Below are 25,136 nucleotides of genomic sequence, written 5' to 3'. Positions count from 1 at the left end.
TGCACTCTACACCTTGGAGTCAACTCCAGAGTCAAGAGGGTAAATGAGAATAATTACTAAACAGGGCTGAGAGCAAGAGAGGGCATGACTGAAGATCACGCATCCTGCGCTGAGTACTCAGGCTCCATCCCTGGAACCGGTTGGGCAGAGTTCTTTGTAAAACAATACCTTGCAGAAGAATACTTCACAAAATAATGTTGCGCTGTCATGGGGTAATTACAAATACAGCGACCTAACAATCAGGAAGTGCCCAACAAAATAGCATCCCGCAACAATGGCGTCAGAGGCTTGGAAAGAAAAACGATAGCGGTTTAGGAGCCAGACGACATGAGATAGCAGCAATAGCACTGTCCCTGTCAGCAATGAGAAACTCATGTCGGTGCTACGAGCAAAATACTGTTCGCCAGCCATCCACACCATGAGTAATGTCATTCCGACGAAAGCAACCACAGGCCAGCGCATTTCATCTAGCCGAGTCCAAATCGTGGCTAACAACAATGCGCCCACGATGATGAGAACCAAGGGAAGCGGCCAGAATAGAGTGAATGTCATCTGACTGGCAAAACTAATGGTATACAGTAAATGGGAGAGGAAGAATGCACCCAGAGCATAAAGTAAGCGCTCACTGGGTAGCAGCAATAGGGCATCCGCAACCAGAGTTGCCAGCAAGCCCAAAACAATCAGATAGCCCGCAGGGCCTAGAATAGGCGCTTGCCATGCGAGTAACAGCAACAGTAACAGAGTGACGGGTTTGAATACCCAACGTTGCCAGCGTGGGCCTCGGTAAGTTGCATCGACAAACAACCAACCAGAAAAGAATACGGCAAGGAATGGCCAGCTCATTATTTATCCTTTTTTCTATACAGGTTTCAGTGAAAGTACCTGTGTTGTAATGATAATCCGCAACGCCAATGACTCTGAGAATACATCAATTAAGTGTAAGGGATGGAAGCCAAGAGTGATAGCAGCACTACAGTGATTTGCATGATTTGTACCACTTAATGCGTAGCAGTGCGCATAATCAGATTTAGCTGTGGGGGCAAACTGCTGAAGTCTTGGCCTTGTCTGGTCCACATGTTATGTTAACGCCGATTTCCGTTCGTTAAATCAAGGGATAAACCCTAAATAATTCGAGTTGCAGGAAGGCGGCAAGCGAGAGAGTCCCGATGAGTTGACATCAGTCAATGATTCGGGTGAGAGAGAGCAGCCAACACACATGCAGCTTGAAGTATGACGGGTATAGAGGCAATAGCACATGGCCAATGAACAATTGCTTTATCGCATTCAGTTTATAAATAATGGTAAGAATTATCAGCTTTATGTCAGAGAAGTCGGCCCAAGTACCTTATTTGGGTTTATTGAAATTGCAGATTTTGTCTTTGATAGTCAATCGACCTTGCTGGTTGACCCCTCAACAGAAAAATTGAAGACAGAATTTTCCGGCGTTAACCGCAGCTATATCCCCCTTCATTCAGTGATTCGTATTGATGCGGTAACTGAAAAGGGCAGCGCTCGGATCTCTGAACTGGGCAGTAACGTGATGAGCTTCCCTTATCTACCGGGTAATAAACCTTAAACTCCTCTCGCCGAGTGAGCTTTAGCGGGCAAGATTATTATGAATAAACTTCCGTTATTATTTATTGCTGTGGTGGTGTTGATTGTCGTGTTGGCAACCCGCCAATATTGGCAGAAGAAGCGGCAAGATGCAGAAAATGACCGTTCACCGGTGCGCAGCTTACAAGCCGAAGTTATTGATAAACGTGAAATATTAGCGCCAAACCGCCGCTCGCGTCAACGTGAAGAGATTGTTGCTGAAGATAAACGCTATGAAGTTTATTTCCGGCCACTATTGAGTACCCTAGAGGTCACTAAGGGCAGCGACATCAAAATGATACTGCCACAGTCGGAATATAATCGTATAGATCAAGGTGCGAAAGGCACTCTACACATACAGGGGACGCGCTATATTGGCTTTACTCCAAATTCAGCCGACCAATAAATAACCTGTCGCCATAACAAAAATATATGTAGCGACAGTGAGTATTATTTTTTAGGCAATGGCGGCTGTTTCTTTTGCCAAGCTAACAATTCGAAAACCCCGAACACAAAAATTTTGAATTGTTGCCATCCACTGATTGGCTGATCTTTCGGCTGTGTAGATTTAAGTAATATCAGTTGCAAACCATGCATCAAGACCATGAAGATCATTGCGACATCAATAAAGTATTTCAAAGGCTTAGGAAATGGCTGGAACAGATTCAACAATAAGAAAAACCATACTCCTAACATCAATAACCGGCCGATATTAATCCACATGGTGTTGCTCCTGTTTTTCAGCTGATACCGTGTTTTTGAGGGGTTCTTCGCTACGAATATAGAGGCGATAGGCAACCTGCCCGGCAATTTTCTCTCGATGTAACTGCCAATTGGCCGGGACATCAGTGGCGGCACTTTCTGCCTCTGCTTCAATATAAATCCAGGCATCAGCCGTCAGCCAGTTGAATTGCTCCAATAAATTGATGGTTTCAGCCAGTAAGCCCTTACGAAAAGGAGGGTCGAGGAACACCAAATCGAAAGGCTGGCCCGGCTGGGTTAACCATTGCAAAGAATTGGTATTGACCACTTGCCCATTGGTGGCACTCAATAACGTCAGGTTATTGCTCAGCTGTTTAGCGACATATCTGTCAGCTTCCAGCAGTATAGCAACACCAGCATAACGGGATAGCGCCTCCAGCCCTAAGGCACCGCTGCCCGCGAAGCAATCCAGACATCGGGCACCTTGAATCATGGGCGCAAGCCAGTTGAACAATGTTTCTCTGACCCGATCAGTGGTAGGGCGCAGCCCTGGGCTAACGGGTACAGGTAATTTGCGCCCTCGCCATTTACCGCCAATGATGCGGATTTGTCCTGCGGACTGCTGTGGAGCTTGTTTTGCTTTTACTATCGGTCGCTTTGCCATAGATCGCTTTGCTTGAAAGTTGGCCAGTATTGCAGCACTGAATAAAAAAGTTAGTCACTATTCTACCTATGTGTGCAGTGTGGGGGAAAGGTTAAACCTTTGTTGATTGAATTCACAATAGAAAGCAGCATCGCGCGCGTGTTGCTGTTCAGGGGAAAGTGATAGACTTGCGAACTATTATCTTATTTATGCAAACCCAAAGTAATTAGAGTCCAAAAATGGCAAAAGAAAAAAAACGTGGATTTTTTTCCTGGCTGGGCTTAGGCCGCCAGAATGAAGAACACACAGCAGAGCCATTGGCTACTGAGAAAGAAGATGCAGCTGAGCTGGCTATCGAAGAGCAGGCTATCAGCGAAAAACAGGCTGAAATAGTTTCAGAAAATACCGCTGACACGGCTGCAGAGCCAGAGCGGGTAACCCCAGGTGAATGGGATAGCGCTGCGATTAGTGAAGCTGCGGCTGAAACTTTGCCAGAGGTCACGGCAGAACCAACAGCGCCAATAGCAGAAGAAAATATAGATTTCGCTGAAGATCCTCAGTATTTACAGCATCATTTCTCACAGAGTCATAGTGATAAAGCCAACGTTGACTCATGGGATGAAGGTACTGTCAGTGCGCCAGAATTGCCGCTGACAGAAAGCAATGTTGCTATCGATATTCCAGAGCCACAAGCTATTGTTGATGAACCTCCGGTCGAGGTCATCGAGGAGTTTGCTAGCCTTGGAGACGAAATCGTCGCCGAACAAGACATTGAAACCGAACAAGACATTGAAACCGAACAAGACATTGAAACTGAAGAAACAATCGTAGCAACGGCTCAAGAACAAGAACGGCCGACGAAAGAAGGTTTTTTGGCTCGCTTAAAACGCAGCTTAATCAAAACCAAGCAGAATCTTGGCTCCGGTTTTATGGGGTTATTCAGCGGTAAGAAAATCGACGACGATCTGTTTGAAGAACTGGAAGAACAGCTCCTGATCGCCGACGTTGGTGTCGAAACTACGCGTAAAATTATTACCTCTCTGACAGAGCATGCTGGCCGTAAACAGCTAAAAGATGCCGAAGCGTTGTATGGCAAGCTCAAAGAGGAAATGTCTGAGATTCTGTCTAAAGTAGACAAACCATTAGATGTCAGTGATAAAAATCCATTTGTTATTTTAATGGTTGGCGTCAATGGGGTGGGTAAAACTACTACCATTGGTAAGTTGGCGCGCCAATTCCAGGCTGAGGGGAAATCCGTCATGTTGGCGGCGGGTGACACTTTCCGCGCAGCGGCGGTAGAACAGCTGCAAGTTTGGGGTGACCGCAACAAGATTGCTGTAGTTGCACAACATACTGGCGCAGACTCAGCATCAGTCATTTTTGATGCTATTCAGGCCGCTAAAGCGCGAGGCATTGATGTGCTGTTGGCTGATACCGCCGGGCGTCTGCAAAATAAAACTCACTTGATGGAAGAGCTGAAGAAGATTGTCCGCGTGATGAAAAAGCTGGACGGCGATGCCCCCCATGAGGTTATGCTGACGTTGGATGCCAGTACCGGACAAAATGCGGTTAGTCAGGCCAAACTGTTTAATGAAGCCGTGGGTCTGACTGGAATTACCCTGACTAAGCTCGATGGCACCGCCAAGGGTGGGGTAATATTTGCCATCGCAGATCAGTTCGGTATCCCAATCCGTTATATCGGTGTTGGGGAAGGTATAGAGGATTTACGGCCATTTAAGGCTGACGATTTTATTGAGGCTCTTTTTGCCCGAGAGGATTAATACGGATGATTCGCTTTGAACAGGTCAGTAAAGCTTATCTGGGCGGACGACAGGCGCTGCAAGGGGTAGATTTTCATCTGCGCCCAGCGGAAATGGCGTTTTTGACTGGTCATTCCGGTGCAGGGAAAAGTACTCTGCTGAAACTGATTTGTGGCATCGAGCGCCCCAGTGCTGGTCATATCTGGTTTGGTGGTCATGACATCAGCCGCCTGAAAAATCGCGAAGTGCCATTCTTGCGCCGTCAGATCGGGATGATCTTTCAAGATCACCACCTGCTGTTGGACAGAACGGTCTATGACAATGTTGCTATGCCATTGATTATCGCAGGTGCCAGCACCGAAGATATTCGCCGCAGAGTGTCAGCGGCACTGGATAAAGTGGGGTTGTTGGATAAGGCGAAAAACTTCCCTATTCAGCTTTCCGGTGGTGAGCAACAGCGTGTTGGTATAGCCAGGGCGGTAGTGAACAAGCCTGCGGTATTACTGGCAGATGAGCCGACCGGTAACCTGGATGATGCATTATCCGAAGGCATTTTGCGTTTGTTTGAAGAATTTAACCGCGTGGGCGTTACCGTGTTAATGGCCACACACGACACGTCGTTGATTGCTCGGCGGCGCTACCCGATTCTGACATTAAGTCAGGGGCGGATGTCAGGAGCGCATCATGGCGAATAATAGTGCGCAAAAAGCAAAAACCAAGGCGCTGAAAGGCGGCTGGCGCGAACAGTGGCGTTATTCGTGGGTTAATGCTGTTGCCGATATGATGCGCCAACCGTTGGCGACGTTGTTAACCGTGATGGTAATTGCCATCTCGCTGACCCTGCCAAGTGTGTGTTATATCGTGTGGAAGAACGTCAGTCAGGCTGCGGATCAATGGTATCCAACGCCGCAACTGACGGTCTATCTGGATAAAGCGCTGGATGATAACGCGGCTGAAAATGTCGTGACCACGCTAAAAGCAGAGGCCGGTGTGGAGAAAGTTAACTATCTGTCACGGGAAGAAGCGATGGGCGAGTTCCGTAACTGGTCAGGTTTTGGCGGTGCTCTGGATATGCTGGAAGAGAACCCGCTGCCTGCAGTTGCCATTATCACGCCTAAGCTGGATTTCCAAAGTTCAGGGACGCTCGATACCCTGCGCGACCGAGTCAGTAAGGTCGAGGGGGTAGCTGAAGTTCGTATGGATGACAGCTGGTTTGCTCGTTTGGCGGCATTAACCGGCTTGGTCGGGCAAGTTGCTGCCATGATTGGCGTATTGATGGTGGTTGCCGTATTCCTGGTCATTGGTAATAGCGTGCGTCTGAGTATCTTTAGCCGCCGTGATACCATTAATGTCATGAAACTGATTGGGGCAACCGATGGGTTTATTCTGCGGCCATTCTTGAATGGTGGTGCGATGCTGGGTTTCGGCGGCGCGGTGTTATCACTGATTCTCTCTGAAGCGCTGGTATGGAAGCTCGGTTCGGTTGTGACACAGGTGGCCACGGTGTTCGGTACTAGCTTTACACTACATGGGTTAAGTTGGGATGAGTGCCTGCTGTTGGTATTGATCTCGGCGATGATTGGCTGGATCGCCGCCTGGTTGGCGACGGTTCAACATTTACGCCGATTTACACCGCAGTAAAAAATGTTTGTTATACTCTTTCCCTGCAGTGCTGCGATAAGGCAGGGAAAGGGCGCGGTTTATCCGTTCATACCTTAGGTTTTCCCTGATACGCACAGCGAGTTATCTGCTAAGATCAATAGCTGAAACTGTGATCCAGTTTGAACTTTTATGGCAATAACCGGTCGAAAAACACAGTGAAATGATAAGGTGCCCAACGCTTGAATCTGCTTAAGCAGGTGCTAAAATATTGGCGTTGAGAGAAATCTGCACTATTTAATATACCCAATAGATTACAAGTTGCAGGAAGGCGGCAAGTAAGATAATCACGATGAGCTTACATCAGTAAGTGATTCGGGTGAACGCAAGCAGCCAACAAACCTGCGGTTTGAAATATGACGGGTATAAACATGCAATGAGAGGGTTTCGAATGACCAAAGAAATGCAAACTTTAGCCTTAGTACCCCAAGGTAGTCTGGAAGCCTATATTCGGGCTGCCAATGCCTATCCAATGCTGACAGCAGAGGAAGAGCGGGAACTGGCTGAACGGCTGCATTACCAGGGCGATCTGGAGGCGGCTAAACAGCTAATCCTGTCTCACCTGCGCTTTGTTGCTCATGTTGCCCGTAACTATTCTGGGTATGGACTGCCACAGGCTGACCTTATTCAGGAAGGTAATATTGGCTTGATGAAAGCGGTTCGCCGTTTTAACCCTGAAGTCGGGGTGCGTCTGGTGTCTTTCGCAGTACACTGGATCAAAGCAGAAATTCATGAATATGTTTTGCGTAACTGGCGGATTGTCAAAGTTGCGACTACTAAAGCTCAGCGTAAGTTATTCTTTAATCTGCGTAAAACTAAGCAGCGTTTGGGTTGGTTTAACCAAGATGAAGTCGAGCTGGTTGCCAAAGAACTGGGTGTGACCAGTAAAGATGTTCGTGAGATGGAATCACGCATGTCCGCACAGGATATGACTTTCGACCCATCTCCAGATGATGAAGCACGTGATGGCCAATCTATGGCGCCGGTCCTGTATTTGCAGGATAAAACCTCAGACTTTGCAGATGGCATCGAGGAGGATAATTGGGACAATCACGCGGCAGACAAATTGTCTTATGCATTGGAAGGCTTGGACGAGCGGAGCCAGCATATTATTCGTGCTCGTTGGCTGGACGATGACAACAAGTCTACGTTGCAGGAGCTGGCTGATCAGTACGGTGTATCTGCTGAACGTGTTCGTCAGCTTGAAAAGAACGCGATGAAAAAATTACGAATGGCTATTGAAGCCTAATACAGCGACATCGATGCTGTGTGATTCGAAAAAGGGCGATATTGATATCGCCCTTTTGCTTTTCTGGTATTTACGGCACAGCCATGATTTAGAAAGTTATCGCTGCCAACCCTGCGTATTACGGCTAAAGCCACAGGCACGCAGAAAGCCGTCTATTGCTGCGTAGTTTGTCACCGTGACTTGCTTATCACTCAAACTCCACTGTTGAATTGTGGGCAACTGACGCAATGTTTCTTCAATCAGATAAAGCCCGACGCCGCGCCGGCGCGTCACTTCCCTGACACACAAGTCCTCAAGCTCAGCCTGTTGGCAATCTACCTTAACTTTCACTGCACCTAACAAACGCTCATTAAATCGCGCAGCGAAGAGTGGCTTGCCGTCATTAATCCATTGCAGCCAACTGGTTTGTTGCTGTTCGGGCCAAATTTTAGCTAAATCGATAAGGTCCTGATGAGTAAGGTTTGTTAAACGTTCAATAGTCAGTTTCATCGTCGATAAACCGCAGAAATGTAAGGGTTATAGGGCTGTGGTTTATTGTACTAGATCATGGGTCAGAGAGTTGTGTAAGTTTTTCTGTACGTTCATGGGGGAAAATGTTTTTTCGCTACTGCATTTTCCGAGTTTTAACAGAGTAAATGATCACATAACCAGCACAACTCACTAGTATTTGTGCAAAACCCATTCAATTTAATCCTAATTTTATGCTGTTTACACCGCTTGTTTCTGCTTGTCTCAGTTGATTTACAGCATAAAACTCCTGTTTAATGGCATGAAAAATAAAGTCTTATTAGAAAAAAGCATCGCTTTTGAGACTAAATCATTATTACTTATGAATAAAACGTTACGGTGCTATAAAACGTTAAGACCAACACAACAAGCACGTTCACAATGACAGATGGGGAATTCGCGGATGAAATTAACAAAAGGTAAAATGTTGCTGGCTGGGTGTATAGCAATGGCGATGAGCCATTCTGTGCTGGCGAAAGACATCAAAGTTGCCATTGTTGGCGCGATGTCTGGCCCGGTTGCCCAATACGGTGACATGGAATTTACCGGTGCACGTCAGGCGATTGCTGATATCAATGCCAAAGGCGGAATTAATGGCGATAAGCTGGTCGGCGTGGAATATGATGATGCCTGCGACCCGAAACAAGCCGTAGCTGTTGCCAACAAAGTGATTAACGATGGCATTCGTTACGTTATCGGCCACCTGTGCTCCTCTTCAACTCAGCCTGCTTCAGATATTTATGAAGATGAAGGCGTGATTATGATCACCCCTGCTGCAACCAATGCTGATCTGACCACCCGTGGTTACAAAATGATCATGCGGACCACCGGTCTGGATTCTGATCAAGGCCCAACTGCGGCTAAATATATCCTTGAAACCATCAAACCTAAACGTATCGCTGTAGTGCATGATAAGCAGCAATATGGCGAAGGTTTGGCGCGCTCCGTGCGCGATAGCCTGAAAAAGCAAGGTACAGAACCGGTGCTGTTTGAGGGTGTGACCGCAGGTGATAAAGATTTTTCTACCTTGGTTGCTCGCTTGAAGAAAGAGAATGTCGATTTTGTTTATTTCGGCGGGTACTACCCAGAGATGGGGCAAATTCTGCGTCAGGCTAAGCAAGCTGGCCTGACAGCCCGCTTTATGGGCCCAGAGGGCGTGGGTAACTCCTCACTGTCTAACATCGCGGGTGATGCTTCTGAAGGCATGCTGGTCACTTTACCAAAACGTTATGATCAGGTTCCTGCTAACCAACCTATTGTTGATGCGCTGAAAGCGAAGAAACTCGACCCAACCGGCCCATTCGTTTGGACAACTTATGCTGCGCTGCAATCGCTGACTACCGCGATGGAGCGGAGTGGTAGCCAAGAACCTGCTGATTTGGTCAAAGATCTGAAAACCGGTAAGCCGGTGGAAACAGTGATGGGGCCGCTGAGCTGGGATGAGAAAGGCGATTTGAAAGGGTTTGAATTCGGTATTTTTGAATGGCATGCGGATGGTTCATCCACCGCAGTCAAATAATATTAGAATCATCAAGTTGTAGGGTTGCTGTTGCAGCAATCCGGCCCCTTTTACCAACTGTGTCCCCCCAAGTTTCGGGGGGATTTTTCCTCACTGCACACAGTAGATTTGGTGCAGTTGGCTAGGGCAGCCAGGCAAGTGAATCAAAGGGTTAGGGTATGTCAGAGCAGTTTCTTTATTTCCTGCAACAGATGTTCAACGGGGTTACGTTGGGTAGCACTTATGCACTGATCGCCATTGGTTACACCATGGTGTATGGCATTATCGGCATGATCAACTTTGCCCACGGCGAAGTGTATATGATCAGCAGCTACGTCTCCTTTATCGTGATTGCCGCATTGATGATGGTGGGGATTGATGCCAGTTGGTTATTGATAGGCTCTGCTTTTCTCGTCTCAATTGTTATTGCTAGTGCTTATGGCTGGAGTATTGAACGGGTGGCGTATAAACCGGTTCGTAGCTCTAAGCGCTTGATCGCGTTGATCTCGGCGATCGGGATGTCTATCTTCCTGCAAAACTACGTCAGCCTAAATCAAGGCTCGCGGGATCTGGCTCTACCGAGTTTGGTTACTGGCCAGTGGACGTTGGCTGAAACCAATGGCTTTGCCGCAACCATCAGTACCATGCAGTTGACCATTTGGATAGTCACCTTCCTGGCCATGTTGGCGCTGACACTCTTTATCCGTTATTCCCGTATGGGCCGCGCATGCCGCGCCTGTGCTGAAGATTTAAAAATGGCCAGTCTGCTGGGCATTAATACTGACCGGGTTATCTCACTGACTTTTGTTATCGGTGCGCTAATGGCCGCCGTCGCCGGGGTCTTGTTGGGGCAGTTTTATGGCGTCATTAACCCATACATCGGCTTTATGGCTGGCATGAAAGCATTTACCGCAGCAGTGTTAGGCGGGATCGGCAGTATTCCGGGTGCGATGATCGGTGGTTTGATTCTGGGGGTGGCCGAAGCATTAACTTCTGCGTATCTCAGCACAGAATATAAAGATGCAGTTTCATTTGCGCTGCTGATTGTTGTGTTATTAGTGATGCCTACTGGGATCTTAGGCCGTCCGGAGGTTGAAAAGGTATGAAACAACTCAACTTCCTTAACGCCATTATTTCCAGTTTTGTTTTGCTCGTCCTCGCCTCGTTTGTGATGGGATTGCAGCTGCAGTTAGACGGCACCAAGCTTATAGTGCAAGGGGCTTCAGAGGTGCGCTGGTTGTGGATTGGCGCAGCTTGCATCGTAGTGTTTTTCTTCCAATTAGTGCGGCCGTTCATCCAGCAAGGGATTAAAAAAGTCTCTGGCCCAGCATGGGTATTACCCAGTTTTGACGGCACCACCCCGCGCCAGAAATTATTGGCGGCTGCGATTATTATTGCCGCAATAGCCTGGCCATTTTTGGTCTCCCGAGGTTCGGTAGATATCGCCACCCTGACACTGATTTACGTCATGCTAGGGCTGGGATTGAACGTTGTAGTCGGGCTATCAGGCTTGCTGGTACTGGGCTACGGGGGTTTTTATGCTATTGGCGCTTATACCTATGCTCTGCTGAATCACTATTACGGTTTGGGTTTCTGGGAGAGTTTACCTCTGGCGGGGATTGTCGCGGCACTGTCTGGCTTCCTGCTCGGGTTCCCTGTTTTACGCCTACGTGGGGATTATTTGGCGATTGTGACACTGGGCTTCGGTGAGATTGTGCGTATTTTGCTGCTCAATAATACTGAAATTACCGGTGGGCCGAATGGAATTAGCCAAATTCCTAAACCGACATTGTTTGGTTTGGAATTCAGTCGCACCGCGAAAGACGGCGGCTGGGATACTTTCCATAATTTCTTTGGCCTGACTTATGACCCAAGTGACCGTATTATTTTCCTCTATCTGGTGGCGCTGTTGCTGGTGATCCTGACTTTGTTTGTGATTAACCGGTTGCTCCGCATGCCGCTGGGCCGGGCTTGGGAAGCATTGCGCGAAGACGAAATTGCTTGCCGCTCATTGGGCCTGAGCCCAACTAAAATCAAGCTGACCGCATTTACCATCAGTGCTGCTTTTGCCGGTTTTGCGGGCACGCTGTTTGCTGCTCGACAAGGGTTTGTTAGCCCTGAGTCTTTCACTTTTGTGGAATCGGCTTTTGTATTGGCGATTGTGGTATTAGGCGGGATGGGGTCACAGTTCGCGGTTATTCTGGCGGCCGTATTGCTGGTGGTTTCGCGTGAATTAATGCGCGACCTCAATGCGTACAGTATGTTGTTGTTGGGTGCATTGATGGTGTTGATGATGATCTGGCGTCCGCAGGGCCTATTACCGATGAAACGGCCGCAATTGAAGCTGAAAGTCGCCGATATCAAAGCTAAACAGGGGGAACAAGCATGAATACGCAACCTTTGTTAGCGGTTGAAGGGCTGTCGATGCGCTTTGGCGGGTTATTGGCGGTGAACAATGTTGGCCTGAATCTCAATCATGGTGAGATTGTCTCACTGATTGGTCCGAATGGTGCCGGTAAAACTACAATATTTAACTGCCTGACTGGCTTTTATCGCCCGACGGGTGGCACGATTAAATTACGTGATCGCCATATTGAAGGGTTGCCAGGGCAGGTTATTGCGCGGATGGGGGTGATTCGTACTTTTCAACACGTGCGTTTGTTCCGTGAAATGACGGTGGTTGAGAACTTGCTGGTGGCACAGCATCAGCATCTTAAAAGTGGTGTGTTTGCTGGCCTGCTGAAAACGCCGGGTTTTCGGCGGGCAGAGGCCGATGCACTGGAACGTGCCGCAACTTGGTTGGAGCGGGTCGGATTATTGGAGTTGGCTAACCGGCAGGCAGGGAATCTGGCTTATGGTCAGCAACGGCGTTTGGAAATTGCCCGCTGTATGGTGACCCGCCCTGAGCTATTAATGCTAGATGAACCGGCAGCTGGCCTGAACCCGAAAGAAACTGATGAACTGAATCAATTGATTATGGAACTGCGCGATCAACATCAAGTTTCTGTATTGCTGATTGAGCATGACATGAAACTGGTGATGGGGATTTCTGATCGTATTTATGTCGTGAATCAGGGAACCCCGTTGGCGCAGGGCTTACCAGCAGAAATCCGTAATAATCCGGATGTGATCCGGGCCTATCTGGGCGAATAACTTATTTTTAAGTAAAAGTATTTTTAGGTAAATAAAAAAACGGGCGAGGCATAAACATAACATGTTGTCATTTAATAAAGTTTCCGCTCATTACGGCAAAATTCAGGCATTGCATCAGGTTAGTCTGCACATCCAGCAAGGTGAAATAGTTACATTGATTGGCGCCAATGGTGCGGGTAAAACCACCCTGTTGGGCACCTTGTGTGGTGAACCGCGAGCTACCGAGGGCCGCATTGTTTTCGGCGAGCAGGATATTACGGACTGGCAAACCGCGCGTATTATGCGTGAGGCGATTGCCATTGTGCCGGAGGGGAGACGGGTATTTTCCCGTATGACGGTTGAAGAGAACCTTGCAATGGGCGGGTTCTTTGCTGATCGTCAGCAATATCAGCAACGTATTGAGCGGGTTTACGACTTATTTCCGCGGCTGTTTGAACGCCGTATTCAACGGTCTGGTACCATGTCTGGTGGTGAACAACAAATGTTGGCGATTGGGCGCGCGTTGATGAGCCAGCCTAAATTGTTACTGCTGGACGAGCCGTCTTTGGGGCTGGCGCCGATTATCATTTTACAAATATTCGATACTATTCAACAGCTGCGGGAAGAGGGGATGACAATCTTCTTAGTTGAACAGAATGCCAATCAGGCGCTGAAATTGGCTGACCGAGGCTATGTGCTAGAGAATGGGCGTATTGTTCTGGAAGATACCGGTGCTGCCTTACTGGCGAATGAAGCCGTGCGCTCTGCTTATTTAGGTGGTTAGGTATTTGGTTGTTTGACGAAATATGCTTTTATAAGGCCCCTATTCGGGCCTTATTTATGAACTTTATGCTTCAGGAGTAATGGTAAAATTCAGCGTATCGCTATAAAAACCTTTATCGGTGGTGTCAGTGCTAAAAAGATTAATTTCGGGTGACCAACACATCTGCTTCGTATTGCTATTACCATTTTCCAATAGCATAAATGATTTACTTAAGGGTAAGTATGGACTGTATTGACCGTTATTACCCGATAAAATTAGTCTATAGTTAATAGTCTTTTCTTTTCTTTTGAATTGAAAATACTTGCCGTCGGCAGATAATCCATTGCTATTGTTGGCACTAATCATATAGCGGGTATTCTGTATCCCCACAGTACGGTAGGTAATACAAAAACTATCGGTAGAGCTCTTACGCGGTAATATACGCAAACCTGTTGCTCCGCTATCGAGTAAACGATCCAGATCGACATCAATGAATTGCCAAAATGCCGAGGCTAAACGAAATTCAGGATCAACCTTTAATGGTTGTGGTGCGATGTTTGCTTGATAATCAAAGGGTTCACATTGATCACCTGACGGGCCAAAAGAAATACCTTTTAATGAGTGCAGAGGATATTGCTGTTTATTAGCAGATTTAAGGGTGTGTCCAATCCCTGCGGCTACTCTGATATTTCTATTAAGGGTATTGAGGTTAAGTGTGAATAATATACGATAGACCCCATGGGTTCGGTTTTGGACCGATGCATTATGAACATCTTGAGTTGTAATCTCAATCTTTGAACCATCAGTATTATAAGCATAAATCAAAATAAGAGGGTTGTCTGGATCTAATGAAGCATTTTTCAGATCTTCATCTGGAATATTAATTAATTTATTCCACTGTATAATATTTTCGGGAGTAGCCCGATCAAAATCTGGAGCTAAGTTCACCGTATAGCCAACCTCCACTTTGTCATCACCTGACATTTTTATTGAGCAATTAGAATAGTTTTTCACGTAGTCGTAATAATAGTGCTCAGCCATAGCCGCCGGCTGTAATATAAACAGTAACACCCCTATAAATAATTTTTTTATTTTAGCATTCATTCAGTGTCTCTCCATGACTTTCAGCTATTTGTTTCAAAGATTAATGTTAGCTGGCCGTGATATTTCCCTACGGTATTTTTCTCAGTGGGTGCCAGCGCAGAAACATGCAATATATAGTCATTTTTAGTTTGGCTGGCCGTTCCTTTATTAACAGTAAATACTTGTGGGATATTTGATAATAAAGATAGATTACCCTGATCCTTCCCCCAGCTTACTTTGGCCGGTGAGAAAGTCAGTTCTGGTTTATTTTGATGAATAAGTATTAACTGATCTTTAATGGCAATCTTAAACCCATCTTGTCGTCGAAGTTTTACCGTTACTGGGACTTTTGCCTGAAAAAGTGATTGATTTTCTTCGCTATTATCTAATTTTATACTGCTGTACCAGCCACCTTGCGGTTTCTCTACCTCAATTCTGGGCTGTGCCGTAACTTCCAATTGAATATAAATGTCCCCTAATGGAATTGGAATACCTTCAGCAGCGGCTTGCAAAGGAAATAATAGTAATATGGCTGCTATTCTTATCATGTTCATAACACTCCTTTATATTTAACTCACAGAGCACTGCAAGCTGAATAATTTATCCTCAATCATCCCTTGAACATTGCTGGCAGTCAGTTGCCGATGCTGATCGGGATAGAGATTAAAATTATCTATTTCCCCTTGTTGGGTTTTTAACTGATGCCACTGTAGACGTATATTGCCGATGTTCTGTAATTTCACTTTCCCATCGACACAGTGATGCGTCCATTGGGGTTGCAGTGACACTGGCAGGTGCCTGACCAGCCCCCTATAACTTAGCTGCACACCCAATATTGCTCCCTGGTCTCCACTAATCCGTAGATCCTTTTCAGGAACTACGGATAACCGATAAAGTTGTTCTTTATCGGGTGGTTGCAGTGCTTTAAGTAATATTCTGCCGCTTTGCTTAGGGCCGAGAGTCAGTTTGGCGGGCACGGCAAATAACGATGGTTGTGGCTGCTCCCCAACAAAAGTTAATGATTCCTGGTCAGGAGATACGCCGGGATTATTGATCTGAAACAACCCAATCGTAATGTACTCCGTCGTTGGGCCGTGGTTGATCACATTTACCACCGCACTGGCCTGCTGCATTTCCAATACATGCGGCTGTATATCTATTGCTGCACGAGCGCAGAACGACAGCAAGCTAGTCACAACGAAGAGTAAAGGGTTCATTATCTACTTTTCCGCTAAGTTGTTTGGTTGATAATGTAATCGGCGTACCAGGGTACAAATTCAGGCTGTCGGTCAGTGCAGAGTTATCCTGTGATTTTAGCTGTTCAAACTTGTTGTGAACGCTACCGGTGGAACTGAGCATCAGGCCGTCAGGTATGCATTGATACTGCCAATGGCGAATTTGTGCTGCTCTGGGAGGAACATGATGGATAAGCAAACCATAGCCAATACTGATGGTCATTGGTGCATGGATTTTGCCTTTATCACCTTCTCCTACGGCTTTGATATTAACTACTGGGTCAACATACAGACGGTATAAGGTTTCCTGAACTGGAGATTTTAACGGCAGCAACTTTATGTCCCGTTTTTGTTTTGGCCCTAAGGTAATCCGGCTAGGGTTGAAAATCATTTCAGGTTGAGCAATATCGCTGATCAGTGTCTTTTGCTCTGGGCTTACCCCAGGATTTTCCACCCGTTGCAGTGAGATATCCAAATAAAGTGGTTTATCACCACTGTTATAAACTTGTATTGTCCGGTGCTGAGCCATTGCCTCTATGGTCATGCGGGCGGGGGTCGCCACTAATTGCGCAAAAGTCGCACTGGTAGGGGCCAATAATAAAACAAAAAAGCACAGTAACTTGTTGTATTTCATGGTAATTCCTGTCGGTATTAATCGGGGTGACAAACGTAGGTGTGGCCATGTTTCTGACGCATATCGCAGTGGTAGCTGGCTGAGTCATTTTTAACCGTAATGTTTTTCAATATCACATTCGAATTAATGGCAAATAGCCCATTGGTGTAAACAGCATCACCGGTTTCTTGAACTATCCCGCTAACAGGTTGCCCGTGTGAGTCTTTAAGAAAACCGTTGTAAAGCATGTCAAAGGCGATATTGGCTTTGCTGGTAAAGACCTGACCGGGGTGAGCGCGAACAATATTGACTGGCAGTTGGATGTGCATATCCAGATCACTACGGTCATTGTGAGTTCGGACAAAGAAACGATCCTGGTAGCGGGGAACCGGTATGGCATAGACGCCGCCGCCAGCTATCGGGTGGTTTTCAGCCTGGAAGCTATAAGGGATATCTGCTAAGTCTGGTGTTTCTATCAGTAATACAGAACCGCTATAGTTGCTGCGGCCTAATGCCATTTTTTCTGGGCTGATGGCCAGCATACCGTTATAGCTGATCCCGCCATTGGCTATCTTGTTATCAATACCCACTCGGGCAGAAATATCCCCACGGCTCCCACTACGGTGAGCAAAGCTACCGATACTGTGAGTTTTCCCGCTGGTGCTGCCATTGACGCCCAGAGAGCTGATGCCATGGTTATCGGTGAACTCTTTTTGATAACTGGCGCTGGTGGTTAATTGTTGTCGGGCATAAGCACTGTTGATGCTGGCACTACTTTGGCGGAAGGACAGCGTGCTATTTAGAAAGACACCGTAGTTATTTTGGCTGTTCCATTGCCCACCTTTTTGCATGCCAAGGGCCAGGTTCAGCCCAAACTGCGGTTGCCGCCAATTCCAACTACTTTGAATACGATGCTGTTGGTTGTTTTTATATTTATTAAATTGATAACTGAGTTGTGTTGGCCCCAAACGGCGGCTATAAGAAGCTGATGTGCTGCCCATAGTTGATGTGTATGTCGTCACATCTGGCGCTTGATAACGGGCCATAGAAAAGTACCCCAACACAGGATTTCCGCCACTTAAACGCAGATAGCCACCGCTGTGTTTCTCTCCAGACATCACACCCAGCGTGGGGGTGATATTAAGAGGGGTTAAACCCAGTGGCCGCGAGAAATTCCCCTCGATTGCCCAGTGACGAGCATTATCTTGCAGCAGTGTGAAATTGGTTTGAACACTTTTTAGCTCCATGCTGCGGCCAAATTGCACCAAGTGGGGATTGTTTTTGTTGTGAATGGCTCCTTGGCCCATGGTCAGGAACCAGCCATAATTGGTTTGCGTACTGATATTGCTGATGGTTTGGCTTTCTTGACTGACGAGGCGTCCGGTGTTGTCTACCAAACGGATTTCAACGTTGTAATAGCCGCCGGGCAGTTGGTTATAATCAATTTCGTTGCGACCCAGTTGCGCGGGAATACGGCGGATAAGCTGATTATCTCGGTAGATTTCATAATCACCATCGACAGTCGCATATAGCACTAAACTACCTGCCGAAGGTTTATCAAAGGCTAAATAGCTTTGGCTACCTAAGGTGACGAATTGGTCTAAAGACGGATTTATCAGGGTATGAATACTGCCCGCGCTGTTATCAATATTATTTTGCTTGCCTGCGCGTAAATAGAGGGCTTGAAAGTTTTTTTGCAAATACCAACTATCGATACCCTTGTCAGTCTGGTGTCTGTATCGTGATGGGTCGGTGAACTGATAATTGTTCTTCGAACGGGTAGTGTTATAAAACCACTGAGCAAAGCCATAAGATTGCCAAGGTAGCCCCAGATAACCTTGTCCACGGGCTGATACCGCCCGGTAGTTTTCTGCGGTGGTGCGCAGATCAATATATTGGTTATGCACCAGCCCCCACGTGGTTGTGGGCATCAGATAGCGGCTGCTAATATGGGTTATGGTCACTACATGATTGATTTTATCTAAAATAACACGATGGCCTGATAGGACATAATCACAGCCATGTTGGCACTGTAAATACGGAATTTGCGGTACTATCTGTGATAGTAATGTGATAGAGGGTTCATCAATCTGGTTATTACGATATTTCTGTTTATCGAAACTTAATTGCTGTTTATCTTCGGAGAAAAATAGTGGGCTGGGTAATGTTTTCCCATCAAGTATACCCAATAACTGCGCAGTATTATTATTTTCTTCTACCTCTGAGAACCCAACTGGGACTAGATGTTCGATGGTTATATCTTGTGCAGAAGCTGAGTCAAATAAGGATAATGACAAAATAGATATCATTACCTTATTAACGCTTATGACCTTTGTCATGGATTCCATTCCACTCGTTAGCTATAGAAATAGATCCCTTCGACTAATATATTTTATTCATCATTGGTTGTTATTAAACCATTACATTATATATTTATGTCAAAGGCCATACAGCCAAGAAAATAATCTCTTGGCTGTATGTGTTAATAAAAATATGATAACTATGTTGGAATTAAGGTTTAGATTCTACAGTCAGTTCAAGATTCCCTGTGTATGTACCAACCTTAGCCCCACCTGCCATCTCTTCAACTACAATTGTTAGCTCTCGAGGGATGTTTATATCTCCCGCATCAAATTCGGTATTCTGAGTAGTTAAAGCTTTCCCGGCTAATGTTATATCTTTCGTGATAAGCTCTTCACCCATAGTAGCGTTTGCTAGAACTAATGGATTCTTGATTTTAACGTCGGCTTTTTGATGACCATTGGTAAGTAATACAACACCCATGGTCACTGCATGTTCAAGAGAAGCAGGATCTTTTACCAATTTAGTCACCTGTGTTAATGGTAACCCCGTAGTAACATCAACTATGCCCACAACAGGAAGAACATCTGCTTCAACTGGTATAGATACTTCTTCCACTGCTGAATGAGCCACGGTGCTACTCGCCAAAACTGCCATAGTCATAATAGATAATAGAGTCTTTTTCATCATAAATACCTAGTAGTTAATCCTTTAAGTTAATCCGTTCCAATATGGAAGGCATTATTTATGTCTGATGCTTTATATGGTTAATGTATATAATATTAATGAATCCTAGGGTGTTAATGTTGATATATTAATACATTTCCAACCATAAAGCGGGTATAACCCTAACATGCCACATGAGACCACCTCAATAATTAATTGGTTGCTTTAAGGAAAAGAAATAATAAAATAAAGGTTATTGAATAAATACCAGGTTTATATTTGTATTCCTCCTGCTTTATCAATCACTATTTGTTTTTTTGAGCGAATAACTCGTTTCATTAACCTGCAATTCAATTTTAACCCGCCAGATTTCTTGTCATTTTTATGTCATCTGAAAGTTATATTTCTGTCATGAAACAGTGTCATGTTTGCTTTCGAACAAAAACTGATTTATTTCGCTCATTCACCGCAGTTAATTGAGATGAGCCATACAGATTTATTCAGGGGCTAGATATGTTTAACAACACTATTCGTAAAACGTCGATTTGTGTCGCGCTAACCTTGGCATTCAGTGCCAATGCGATGGCGGTCACTGAAATTCCTTTCTGGCATTCAATGGAGGGGGAGTTAGGGGTCGAAGTTAACTCATTAGCTGATCGCTTTAACCAGTCGCATACCGATTATAAAATTGTACCGGTTTATAAAGGTAACTACGAACAAAGTCTGGCGGCGGGTATTGCTGCTTTCCGATCAGGGAAAGCCCCGGCCATCTTGCAGGTCTATGAAGTAGGCACCGCAACCATGATGGCGAGTAAGGCTATCAAACCGGTATTCCAGGTATTCAAAGACGCCGATATTAAGTTTGATGAATCCGTCTTCGTCCCAACGGTTGCGGGTTATTACACCGATGCCAAAACCGGCCATTTATTATCTCAGCCGTTTAACAGCTCTACACCCGTGCTGTATTACAACAAAGATGCATTTAAGAAAGCGGGTCTGAATCCAGATCAACCGCCTAAAACATGGCAAGAACTGGCCGAAGACACCGCTAAATTACGTGCCGCGGGGGCAACTTGTGGTTACGCCAGCGGTTGGCAGGGTTGGATTCAAATTGAAAACTTCAGCGCCTGGCATGGTCAGCCAATTGCCAGCCGTAATAATGGTTTTGATGGCACTGATGCCGTATTGGAATTCAACAAACCCGTGCAGGTTAAACATATCCAATTGCTGTCGGATATGAACAAAAAAGGTGATTTTACCTATTTTGGCCGCAAAGATGAATCGACCGCCAAGTTCTATAACGGCGACTGTGCCATTACCACCGCCTCTTCTGGTTCTCTTGCCGATATCCGCCATTACGCCAAATTTAACTATGGCGTGGGTATGATGCCTTACGATGCCGATGAGAAAAACGCGCCACAAAACGCCATTATTGGTGGGGCTAGCCTGTGGGTGATGGAGGGTAAAGATAAAGATACTTATAAGGGCGTGGCTGAATTCCTGCAATTCCTGACCCAACCGGAAATTGCTGCCGAATGGCACCAGAAAACGGGCTACTTGCCTATCACCACCGCCGCTTATGAACTGACGAAGCAGCAGGGTTTCTATGACAAGAATCCAGGTGCTGATGTTGCCACTCGCCAAATGCTGAACAAGCCGCCATTGCCGTACACCAAGGGCTTGCGTCTGGGTAATATGCCACAAATTCGTACTGTGGTAGACGAAGAGCTGGAAGGCGTTTGGACTGGCAAGAAAACGCCACAGCAAGCATTAGATACCGCGGTGTCCCGAGGTGATGTGTTGTTGCGCCGCTTCGAGCAAACAAATAAGTAAGGTTATTTGACGACTTTACTGGTCAGTTTGGGGTTGGGCTGTGCTCGGTCTCCTCACGTACGATGTGTACGCTCAGGGACCTGTGCGCTGGCCGCCCCCAAACTGCCTGCGCCAGTAACGTCAAATAGTTTGTGCTGTATTGAATCAGGACATGGCGTTTTCGATTGGCGCTCTGGTGCTAATCAATCCACGTCAGATAAACGGTTAATTCTATGTCATCTTCCCGTCCCGGTTTTTCCTGTAGTTGGTTACCTTACCTGTTGGTATTACCGCAACTGGCCATCACCGCTGTTTTCTTTTTATGGCCAGCGGGCGAAGCGCTGTGGTATTCGGTGCAAATGCTGGACCCATTCGGCCTCTCCAGCCAGTTTGTCGGGCTGAGTAACTTTATAGCGCTGTTTCACGATGAATACTATTTAGCTTCGTTTTATACCACGCTAATTTTCAGCTCGCTGGTGGCGGGCATCGGTCTGGTGGTGTCGCTATTCTTGGCGGCGATGGTGGATTACGTTTTACGGGGCAGCCGCATCTATCAAACTTTAATGATTTTACCTTATGCCGTCGCCCCCGCCGTGGCTGCGGTGTTGTGGATCTTTTTGTTCAATCCGGGGCTGGGGCTGATAACCCATTTTCTTGCCACGCTGGGTTACAACTGGAATCACGCACAAAATAGTGGGCAGGCGATGTTTCTGGTGGTGTTGGCTTCTGTATGGAAACAAATCAGTTATAACTTTTTATTTTTCTTTGCCGCACTGCAATCGATCCCGCGCTCATTAGTTGAGGCTGCGGCTATTGATGGGGCGGGGCCAGTTCGCCGCTTCTTCAATCTGGTGCTGCCGCTGATTTCGCCGGTGAGTTTCTTCTTGCTGGTGGTGAATTTGGTTTATGCCTTCTTCGATACTTTCCCGGTTATTGATGCGGCGACAGGCGGCGGCCCGATGCAAGCGACCACCACCCTGATTTACAAAATTTACCGCGAAGGCTTTGCCGGGTTGGATTTATCCAGTTCAGCGGCTCAGTCAGTTGTTTTGATGTTGCTGGTGATTGGCCTGACGGTTATCCAGTTCCGCTTTGTTGAACGTAAGGTGCGTTACCAATGATTGAGAATCGCCGTGGGCTGGATATCTTTTGCCATGTCATGCTGACTATCGGCGTGCTATTGATCCTGTTCCCGCTGTATGTGGCTTTTGTCGCGGCGTCTCTGGATGACACTCAGGTGTTTCAGGTGCCCATGACCCTGATTCCGGGGCCACATTTATGGCAGAACATCAGCCATATTTGGCATGCCGGGGTGGGCAATAATAGCGCCCCCTTTGGGCTGATGTTGTTTAACAGCTTTGTGATGGCGTTTGCGATTACCGTCGGCAAAATCACGGTATCAATGTTGTCTGCTTATGCCATCGTTTACTTCCGTTTCCCGCTACGCAATCTGTTTTTCTGGTTGATTTTCTTGACCCTGATGCTGCCGGTGGAAGTCCGAATTTTCCCGACTATTCAAGTCATTGCCAACCTGGACATGCTGGACAGCTACACCGGTTTGACTCTGCCGCTGATGGCGTCCGCTACCGCAACTTTCTTGTTTCGTCAGTTCTTCATGACCTTGCCGGATGAGTTATTGGAAGCCGCGCGTATTGATGGCGCGGGTGCCATGCGCTTTTTCTGGGACATCGTCTTGCCGCTGTCCAAAACCAATCTGGCGGCACTGTTTGTTATCACTTTTATCTATGGTTGGAACCAATATCTCTGGCCAATCCTGATTACCAGCGATGCTTCTATGGGCACGGCGGTCGCGGGAATAAGAAGCATGATTTCCAGTTCGGGCGCTCCAACCCAGTGGAATCAGGTGATGGCAGCGATGATTTTGACGTTAATTCCACCGGTTGCGGTGGTCCTTCTGATGCAGCGCTGGTTTGTTCGCGGCCTGGTAGACAGTGAGAAGTAACCTGATATGGCATGTTTAAAGCTTCAAGCAGTAACCAAATCTTATGACGGCGTAACGCCAGTTATCAAGCAGATTGATTTAGATGTCGCGGATGGCGAGTTTATCGTGATGGTCGGCCCATCCGGTTGTGGCAAATCGACATTGCTGCGCATGGTCGCGGGTCTTGAGCGCACCACCGGCGGCGATATTTATATTGATAATCAGCGGGTAACCGATTTGGAACCCAAAGATCGTGGCATCGCCATGGTGTTTCAGAACTATGCGCTCTATCCCCATATGAGTGTGTTTGACAATATGGCTTATGGTCTGAAAATCCGTGGTTTTGGCAAAGAGCAGATCCGCCAGCGCGTCGATGAGGCGGCCCGAATTCTGGAGCTAGGCCCGCTGCTGAAACGCAAACCACGCGAGTTATCCGGCGGTCAGCGCCAACGGGTCGCGATGGGCCGTGCGATTGTGCGCGAACCGGCGGTGTTTCTATTCGATGAGCCATTGTCTAATCTGGATGCTAAGCTCCGGGTACAGATGCGCCTTGAGCTACAACAGCTGCATCGCCGGTTAAAAACCACCAGTTTGTATGTAACTCATGATCAGGTCGAGGCCATGACCCTCGCCCAAAGGGTGATTGTGATGAACAAAGGCGTGGCGGAGCAAATTGGCACGCCAAGTGAAGTCTATCAACGGCCCGCAACCCTGTTTGTCGCCAGTTTTATCGGCTCACCGGCGATGAACCTGCTCGCCGGAACCGTCAGTTCGGACGGGCACACCTTTATTTTAGCCGATGGCATGACTCTGCCGCTGGAAGTGCCGCGACCCCAATGGGCAGAAAGGCGCTTGACCCTGGGTATCCGTCCGGAGCATATTCAGCAAAGGGTATCTCAGCAAAAAACCTCAGCGCAGGGTGTGCCGATGTCCTTATTAACACTCGAGTTATTGGGCGCGGATAATTTGGCGCATGGGCAGTGGGGCGGTCAGAGTGTTATTGCCCGTTTATCCCATGAAGAAATGCCCACGGCGGGCAGTGTGTTGTATTTGTATCTACCACCTGCGGCGCTACACTTTTTTGATTCAGAAAGCGGACTACGGATGGAATCATGAGTAAAAACTGGCCTTATCCTACCCTGGTTGCCCATCGCGGCGGCGGCTCATTAGCACCCGAAAATACCTTGGCAGCCATTGATGTGGGCGCGCATCACGGCCACAAAATGATTGAGTTTGATGCCAAGCTATCGCAAGACGGCCAGATATTTCTCCTGCATGACGACACACTGGATCGCACCAGCAATGGCTGGGGGGTGGCCGGAGATTTACCCTGGGAAAAGCTGATTCAGTTGGATGCCGGTGACTGGTACAGCCCGGCATTTCAGGGGGAGCGCTTGCCTCTGCTTTCTGAGGTGGCTGCTCGCTGTGCTCAGTATGGCATGGCGGCTAATATTGAAATCAAACCGACCAGCGGTGTTGAAATCCCTACCGGTCGGGCCATTGCTTTGGCGGCGCGCCTCTTGTGGCAAGGTCAGGCGACTCCGCCCTTGTTATCGTCATTTTCGTTTGATGCATTAGCCGCAGCACAGCAAGCCGCACCTGAGCTACCGCGCGGTTTATTGCTGGATAAATGGGATGATAATTGGCAAGCATTGACCCGTGAGTTGGATTGCGTTTCTTTGCATATCAATCACAAACAACTGACAGCAGAGCGGGTGGCGCTCCTCAAAGCCGCGGGATTGCGTATTTTGGTCTATACCGTCAACCAACCGGCGCGGGCGCAGGAATTGTTAAATTGGGGCGTTGATTGTATCTGTACTGACCGTATAGATTTAATATATCCTCATCCTTGAAGCTACAGGGGTGTTAGCCGCGCTCACTCACTCGAATAACATACTTGTCGTTGATTTTAAAGTCAGTATGCTCATCGGGATTAGCTCGTTTGCTGCCTACCTCTAACTCCAATGACTTTGATATA

General features: G+C 47.0%; 26 protein-coding genes. 16 read left to right on the top strand and 10 right to left on the bottom strand.

What is annotated here, in order from left to right:
* Positions 1-216: 216 nt before the first annotated feature.
* A complete protein-coding gene (locus tag FTA91_RS18340) occupies positions 217-843 on the bottom strand; it encodes a lysoplasmalogenase (RefSeq protein ID WP_050115175.1) in 627 nt (208 codons plus the stop codon).
* Between the two features lie 412 nt (positions 844-1,255).
* Here FTA91_RS18340 and FTA91_RS18335 point away from each other — a divergent pair, with 412 nt between their 5' ends.
* Both FTA91_RS18335 and FTA91_RS18330 read left to right on the top strand, forming a co-directional pair.
* Positions 1,256-1,576 (top strand): DUF1820 family protein, encoded by a 321-nt coding sequence (locus FTA91_RS18335; protein WP_004710182.1) that lies wholly within the window; start codon positions 1,256-1,258, stop codon positions 1,574-1,576.
* Positions 1,577-1,615: 39 nt separating this feature from the next.
* Entirely contained in the window at positions 1,616-1,999 is a 384-nt protein-coding gene (locus FTA91_RS18330; protein WP_145583747.1) for a DUF2500 domain-containing protein, read from the top strand.
* 44 nt (positions 2,000-2,043) lie between these two features.
* On the opposite strand, the gene FTA91_RS18325 is transcribed toward FTA91_RS18330, so the two are convergent.
* Both FTA91_RS18325 and rsmD read right to left on the bottom strand, forming a co-directional pair.
* Positions 2,044-2,316: a DUF1145 family protein gene (locus FTA91_RS18325; protein WP_004391333.1), complete on the bottom strand. Its 273-nt coding sequence runs from the start codon at positions 2,314-2,316 to the stop codon at positions 2,044-2,046.
* Positions 2,306-2,959 (bottom strand): 16S rRNA (guanine(966)-N(2))-methyltransferase, encoded by a 654-nt coding sequence (gene rsmD, locus FTA91_RS18320; protein ID WP_050115171.1) that lies wholly within the window; start codon positions 2,957-2,959, stop codon positions 2,306-2,308. Before rsmD ends, FTA91_RS18325 begins: the two co-directional genes overlap by 11 nt.
* A 218-nt stretch (positions 2,960-3,177) precedes the next feature.
* Between rsmD and ftsY the strand changes: the two genes are divergently transcribed.
* The 4 genes from ftsY (at position 3,178) to rpoH (ending at position 7,606) form a co-directional block, all read left to right on the top strand.
* On the top strand, positions 3,178-4,719 hold the full coding sequence (ftsY, locus tag FTA91_RS18315; protein ID WP_145583745.1) for a signal recognition particle-docking protein FtsY: 1,542 nt from the start codon (positions 3,178-3,180) through the stop codon (positions 4,717-4,719).
* Positions 4,720-4,724: 5 nt separating this feature from the next.
* Positions 4,725-5,393 carry a cell division ATP-binding protein FtsE gene (ftsE, locus tag FTA91_RS18310; protein WP_004391337.1) on the top strand — a complete coding sequence of 223 codons (669 nt, stop codon included), beginning with the start codon at positions 4,725-4,727 and terminating at the stop codon, positions 5,391-5,393.
* Positions 5,383-6,339, top strand: coding sequence for a permease-like cell division protein FtsX (gene ftsX / locus FTA91_RS18305; protein ID WP_145536052.1), 957 nt, complete (start codon positions 5,383-5,385; stop codon positions 6,337-6,339). Before ftsE ends, ftsX begins: the two co-directional genes overlap by 11 nt.
* Positions 6,340-6,748: 409 nt before the next feature.
* Entirely contained in the window at positions 6,749-7,606 is an 858-nt protein-coding gene (rpoH, locus tag FTA91_RS18300; protein WP_025379881.1) for an RNA polymerase sigma factor RpoH, read from the top strand.
* A gap of 96 nt (positions 7,607-7,702) precedes the next feature.
* On the opposite strand, the gene panM is transcribed toward rpoH, so the two are convergent.
* Positions 7,703-8,095, bottom strand: coding sequence for an aspartate 1-decarboxylase autocleavage activator PanM (panM, locus tag FTA91_RS18295; RefSeq protein ID WP_050115165.1), 393 nt, complete (start codon positions 8,093-8,095; stop codon positions 7,703-7,705).
* Positions 8,096-8,516: 421 nt separating this feature from the next.
* On the opposite strand from panM, the gene FTA91_RS18290 reads away from it, so the two are divergent.
* The 5 genes from FTA91_RS18290 (at position 8,517) to livF (ending at position 13,527) form a co-directional block, all read left to right on the top strand.
* Entirely contained in the window at positions 8,517-9,632 is a 1,116-nt protein-coding gene (locus FTA91_RS18290) for a branched-chain amino acid ABC transporter substrate-binding protein (RefSeq protein WP_004391346.1), read from the top strand.
* 158 nt (positions 9,633-9,790) lie between these two features.
* Entirely contained in the window at positions 9,791-10,717 is a 927-nt protein-coding gene (gene livH, locus FTA91_RS18285; RefSeq protein ID WP_004391347.1) for a high-affinity branched-chain amino acid ABC transporter permease LivH, read from the top strand.
* Positions 10,714-12,000 (top strand): high-affinity branched-chain amino acid ABC transporter permease LivM, encoded by a 1,287-nt coding sequence (locus tag FTA91_RS18280; protein WP_038638289.1) that lies wholly within the window; start codon positions 10,714-10,716, stop codon positions 11,998-12,000. Before livH ends, FTA91_RS18280 begins: the two co-directional genes overlap by 4 nt.
* Positions 11,997-12,764: a high-affinity branched-chain amino acid ABC transporter ATP-binding protein LivG gene (livG, locus tag FTA91_RS18275; protein WP_050115161.1), complete on the top strand. Its 768-nt coding sequence runs from the start codon at positions 11,997-11,999 to the stop codon at positions 12,762-12,764. Before FTA91_RS18280 ends, livG begins: the two co-directional genes overlap by 4 nt.
* Positions 12,765-12,825: 61 nt before the next feature.
* Positions 12,826-13,527 carry a high-affinity branched-chain amino acid ABC transporter ATP-binding protein LivF gene (gene livF / locus FTA91_RS18270; RefSeq protein WP_038638294.1) on the top strand — a complete coding sequence of 234 codons (702 nt, stop codon included), beginning with the start codon at positions 12,826-12,828 and terminating at the stop codon, positions 13,525-13,527.
* A 63-nt stretch (positions 13,528-13,590) separates the two neighbouring features.
* On the opposite strand, the gene FTA91_RS18265 is transcribed toward livF, so the two are convergent.
* The 6 genes from FTA91_RS18265 to FTA91_RS18240 all read right to left on the bottom strand — a co-directional run bounded on the left by FTA91_RS18265 (position 13,591) and on the right by FTA91_RS18240 (position 19,425).
* Entirely contained in the window at positions 13,591-14,610 is a 1,020-nt protein-coding gene (locus FTA91_RS18265; protein ID WP_050115159.1) for a hypothetical protein, read from the bottom strand.
* Between the two features lie 20 nt (positions 14,611-14,630).
* The gene (locus FTA91_RS18260) at positions 14,631-15,143 is read right to left on the bottom strand and encodes a fimbrial protein (RefSeq protein ID WP_145583743.1); all 513 of its coding nucleotides are present in this window, start codon (positions 15,141-15,143) and stop codon (positions 14,631-14,633) included.
* Between the two features lie 15 nt (positions 15,144-15,158).
* Positions 15,159-15,806, bottom strand: a complete 648-nt coding sequence (locus tag FTA91_RS18255) for a hypothetical protein (protein ID WP_050115155.1) — start codon at positions 15,804-15,806, stop codon at positions 15,159-15,161.
* Positions 15,778-16,458 carry a fimbrial biogenesis chaperone gene (locus tag FTA91_RS18250; RefSeq protein WP_050115153.1) on the bottom strand — a complete coding sequence of 227 codons (681 nt, stop codon included), beginning with the start codon at positions 16,456-16,458 and terminating at the stop codon, positions 15,778-15,780. The genes FTA91_RS18255 and FTA91_RS18250 overlap by 29 nt, the downstream gene beginning before the upstream one ends.
* Before the next feature lie 17 nt (positions 16,459-16,475).
* Positions 16,476-18,776, bottom strand: coding sequence for a TcfC E-set like domain-containing protein (locus tag FTA91_RS18245; protein WP_050115151.1), 2,301 nt, complete (start codon positions 18,774-18,776; stop codon positions 16,476-16,478).
* A gap of 172 nt (positions 18,777-18,948) precedes the next feature.
* On the bottom strand, positions 18,949-19,425 hold the full coding sequence (locus tag FTA91_RS18240) for a CS1 type fimbrial major subunit (RefSeq protein WP_186377381.1): 477 nt from the start codon (positions 19,423-19,425) through the stop codon (positions 18,949-18,951).
* Positions 19,426-19,917: 492 nt separating this feature from the next.
* Between FTA91_RS18240 and ugpB the strand changes: the two genes are divergently transcribed.
* From ugpB to ugpQ, 5 genes are all read left to right on the top strand, one after another.
* On the top strand, positions 19,918-21,237 hold the full coding sequence (ugpB, locus tag FTA91_RS18235; protein ID WP_050115148.1) for a sn-glycerol-3-phosphate ABC transporter substrate-binding protein UgpB: 1,320 nt from the start codon (positions 19,918-19,920) through the stop codon (positions 21,235-21,237).
* 212 nt (positions 21,238-21,449) lie between these two features.
* Positions 21,450-22,337, top strand: a complete 888-nt coding sequence (ugpA, locus tag FTA91_RS18230; RefSeq protein ID WP_050115145.1) for a sn-glycerol-3-phosphate ABC transporter permease UgpA — start codon at positions 21,450-21,452, stop codon at positions 22,335-22,337.
* Positions 22,334-23,179, top strand: coding sequence for a sn-glycerol-3-phosphate ABC transporter permease UgpE (gene ugpE / locus FTA91_RS18225; RefSeq protein ID WP_145583739.1), 846 nt, complete (start codon positions 22,334-22,336; stop codon positions 23,177-23,179). Before ugpA ends, ugpE begins: the two co-directional genes overlap by 4 nt.
* 6 nt (positions 23,180-23,185) lie before the next feature.
* A complete protein-coding gene (locus FTA91_RS18220) occupies positions 23,186-24,274 on the top strand; it encodes a sn-glycerol-3-phosphate import ATP-binding protein UgpC (RefSeq protein ID WP_050115141.1) in 1,089 nt (362 codons plus the stop codon).
* Entirely contained in the window at positions 24,271-25,011 is a 741-nt protein-coding gene (ugpQ, locus tag FTA91_RS18215; RefSeq protein ID WP_050115140.1) for a glycerophosphodiester phosphodiesterase, read from the top strand. Before FTA91_RS18220 ends, ugpQ begins: the two co-directional genes overlap by 4 nt.
* The last annotated feature ends 125 nt before the right edge of the window (positions 25,012-25,136 follow it).

The organism is Yersinia thracica (assembly GCF_902170565.1).
Lineage (GTDB): Bacteria > Pseudomonadota > Gammaproteobacteria > Enterobacterales > Enterobacteriaceae > Yersinia > Yersinia thracica.
The sequence above is the reverse complement of the archived record's forward strand: the minus strand, read 5'-3'. Positions and strand labels throughout refer to the sequence as shown.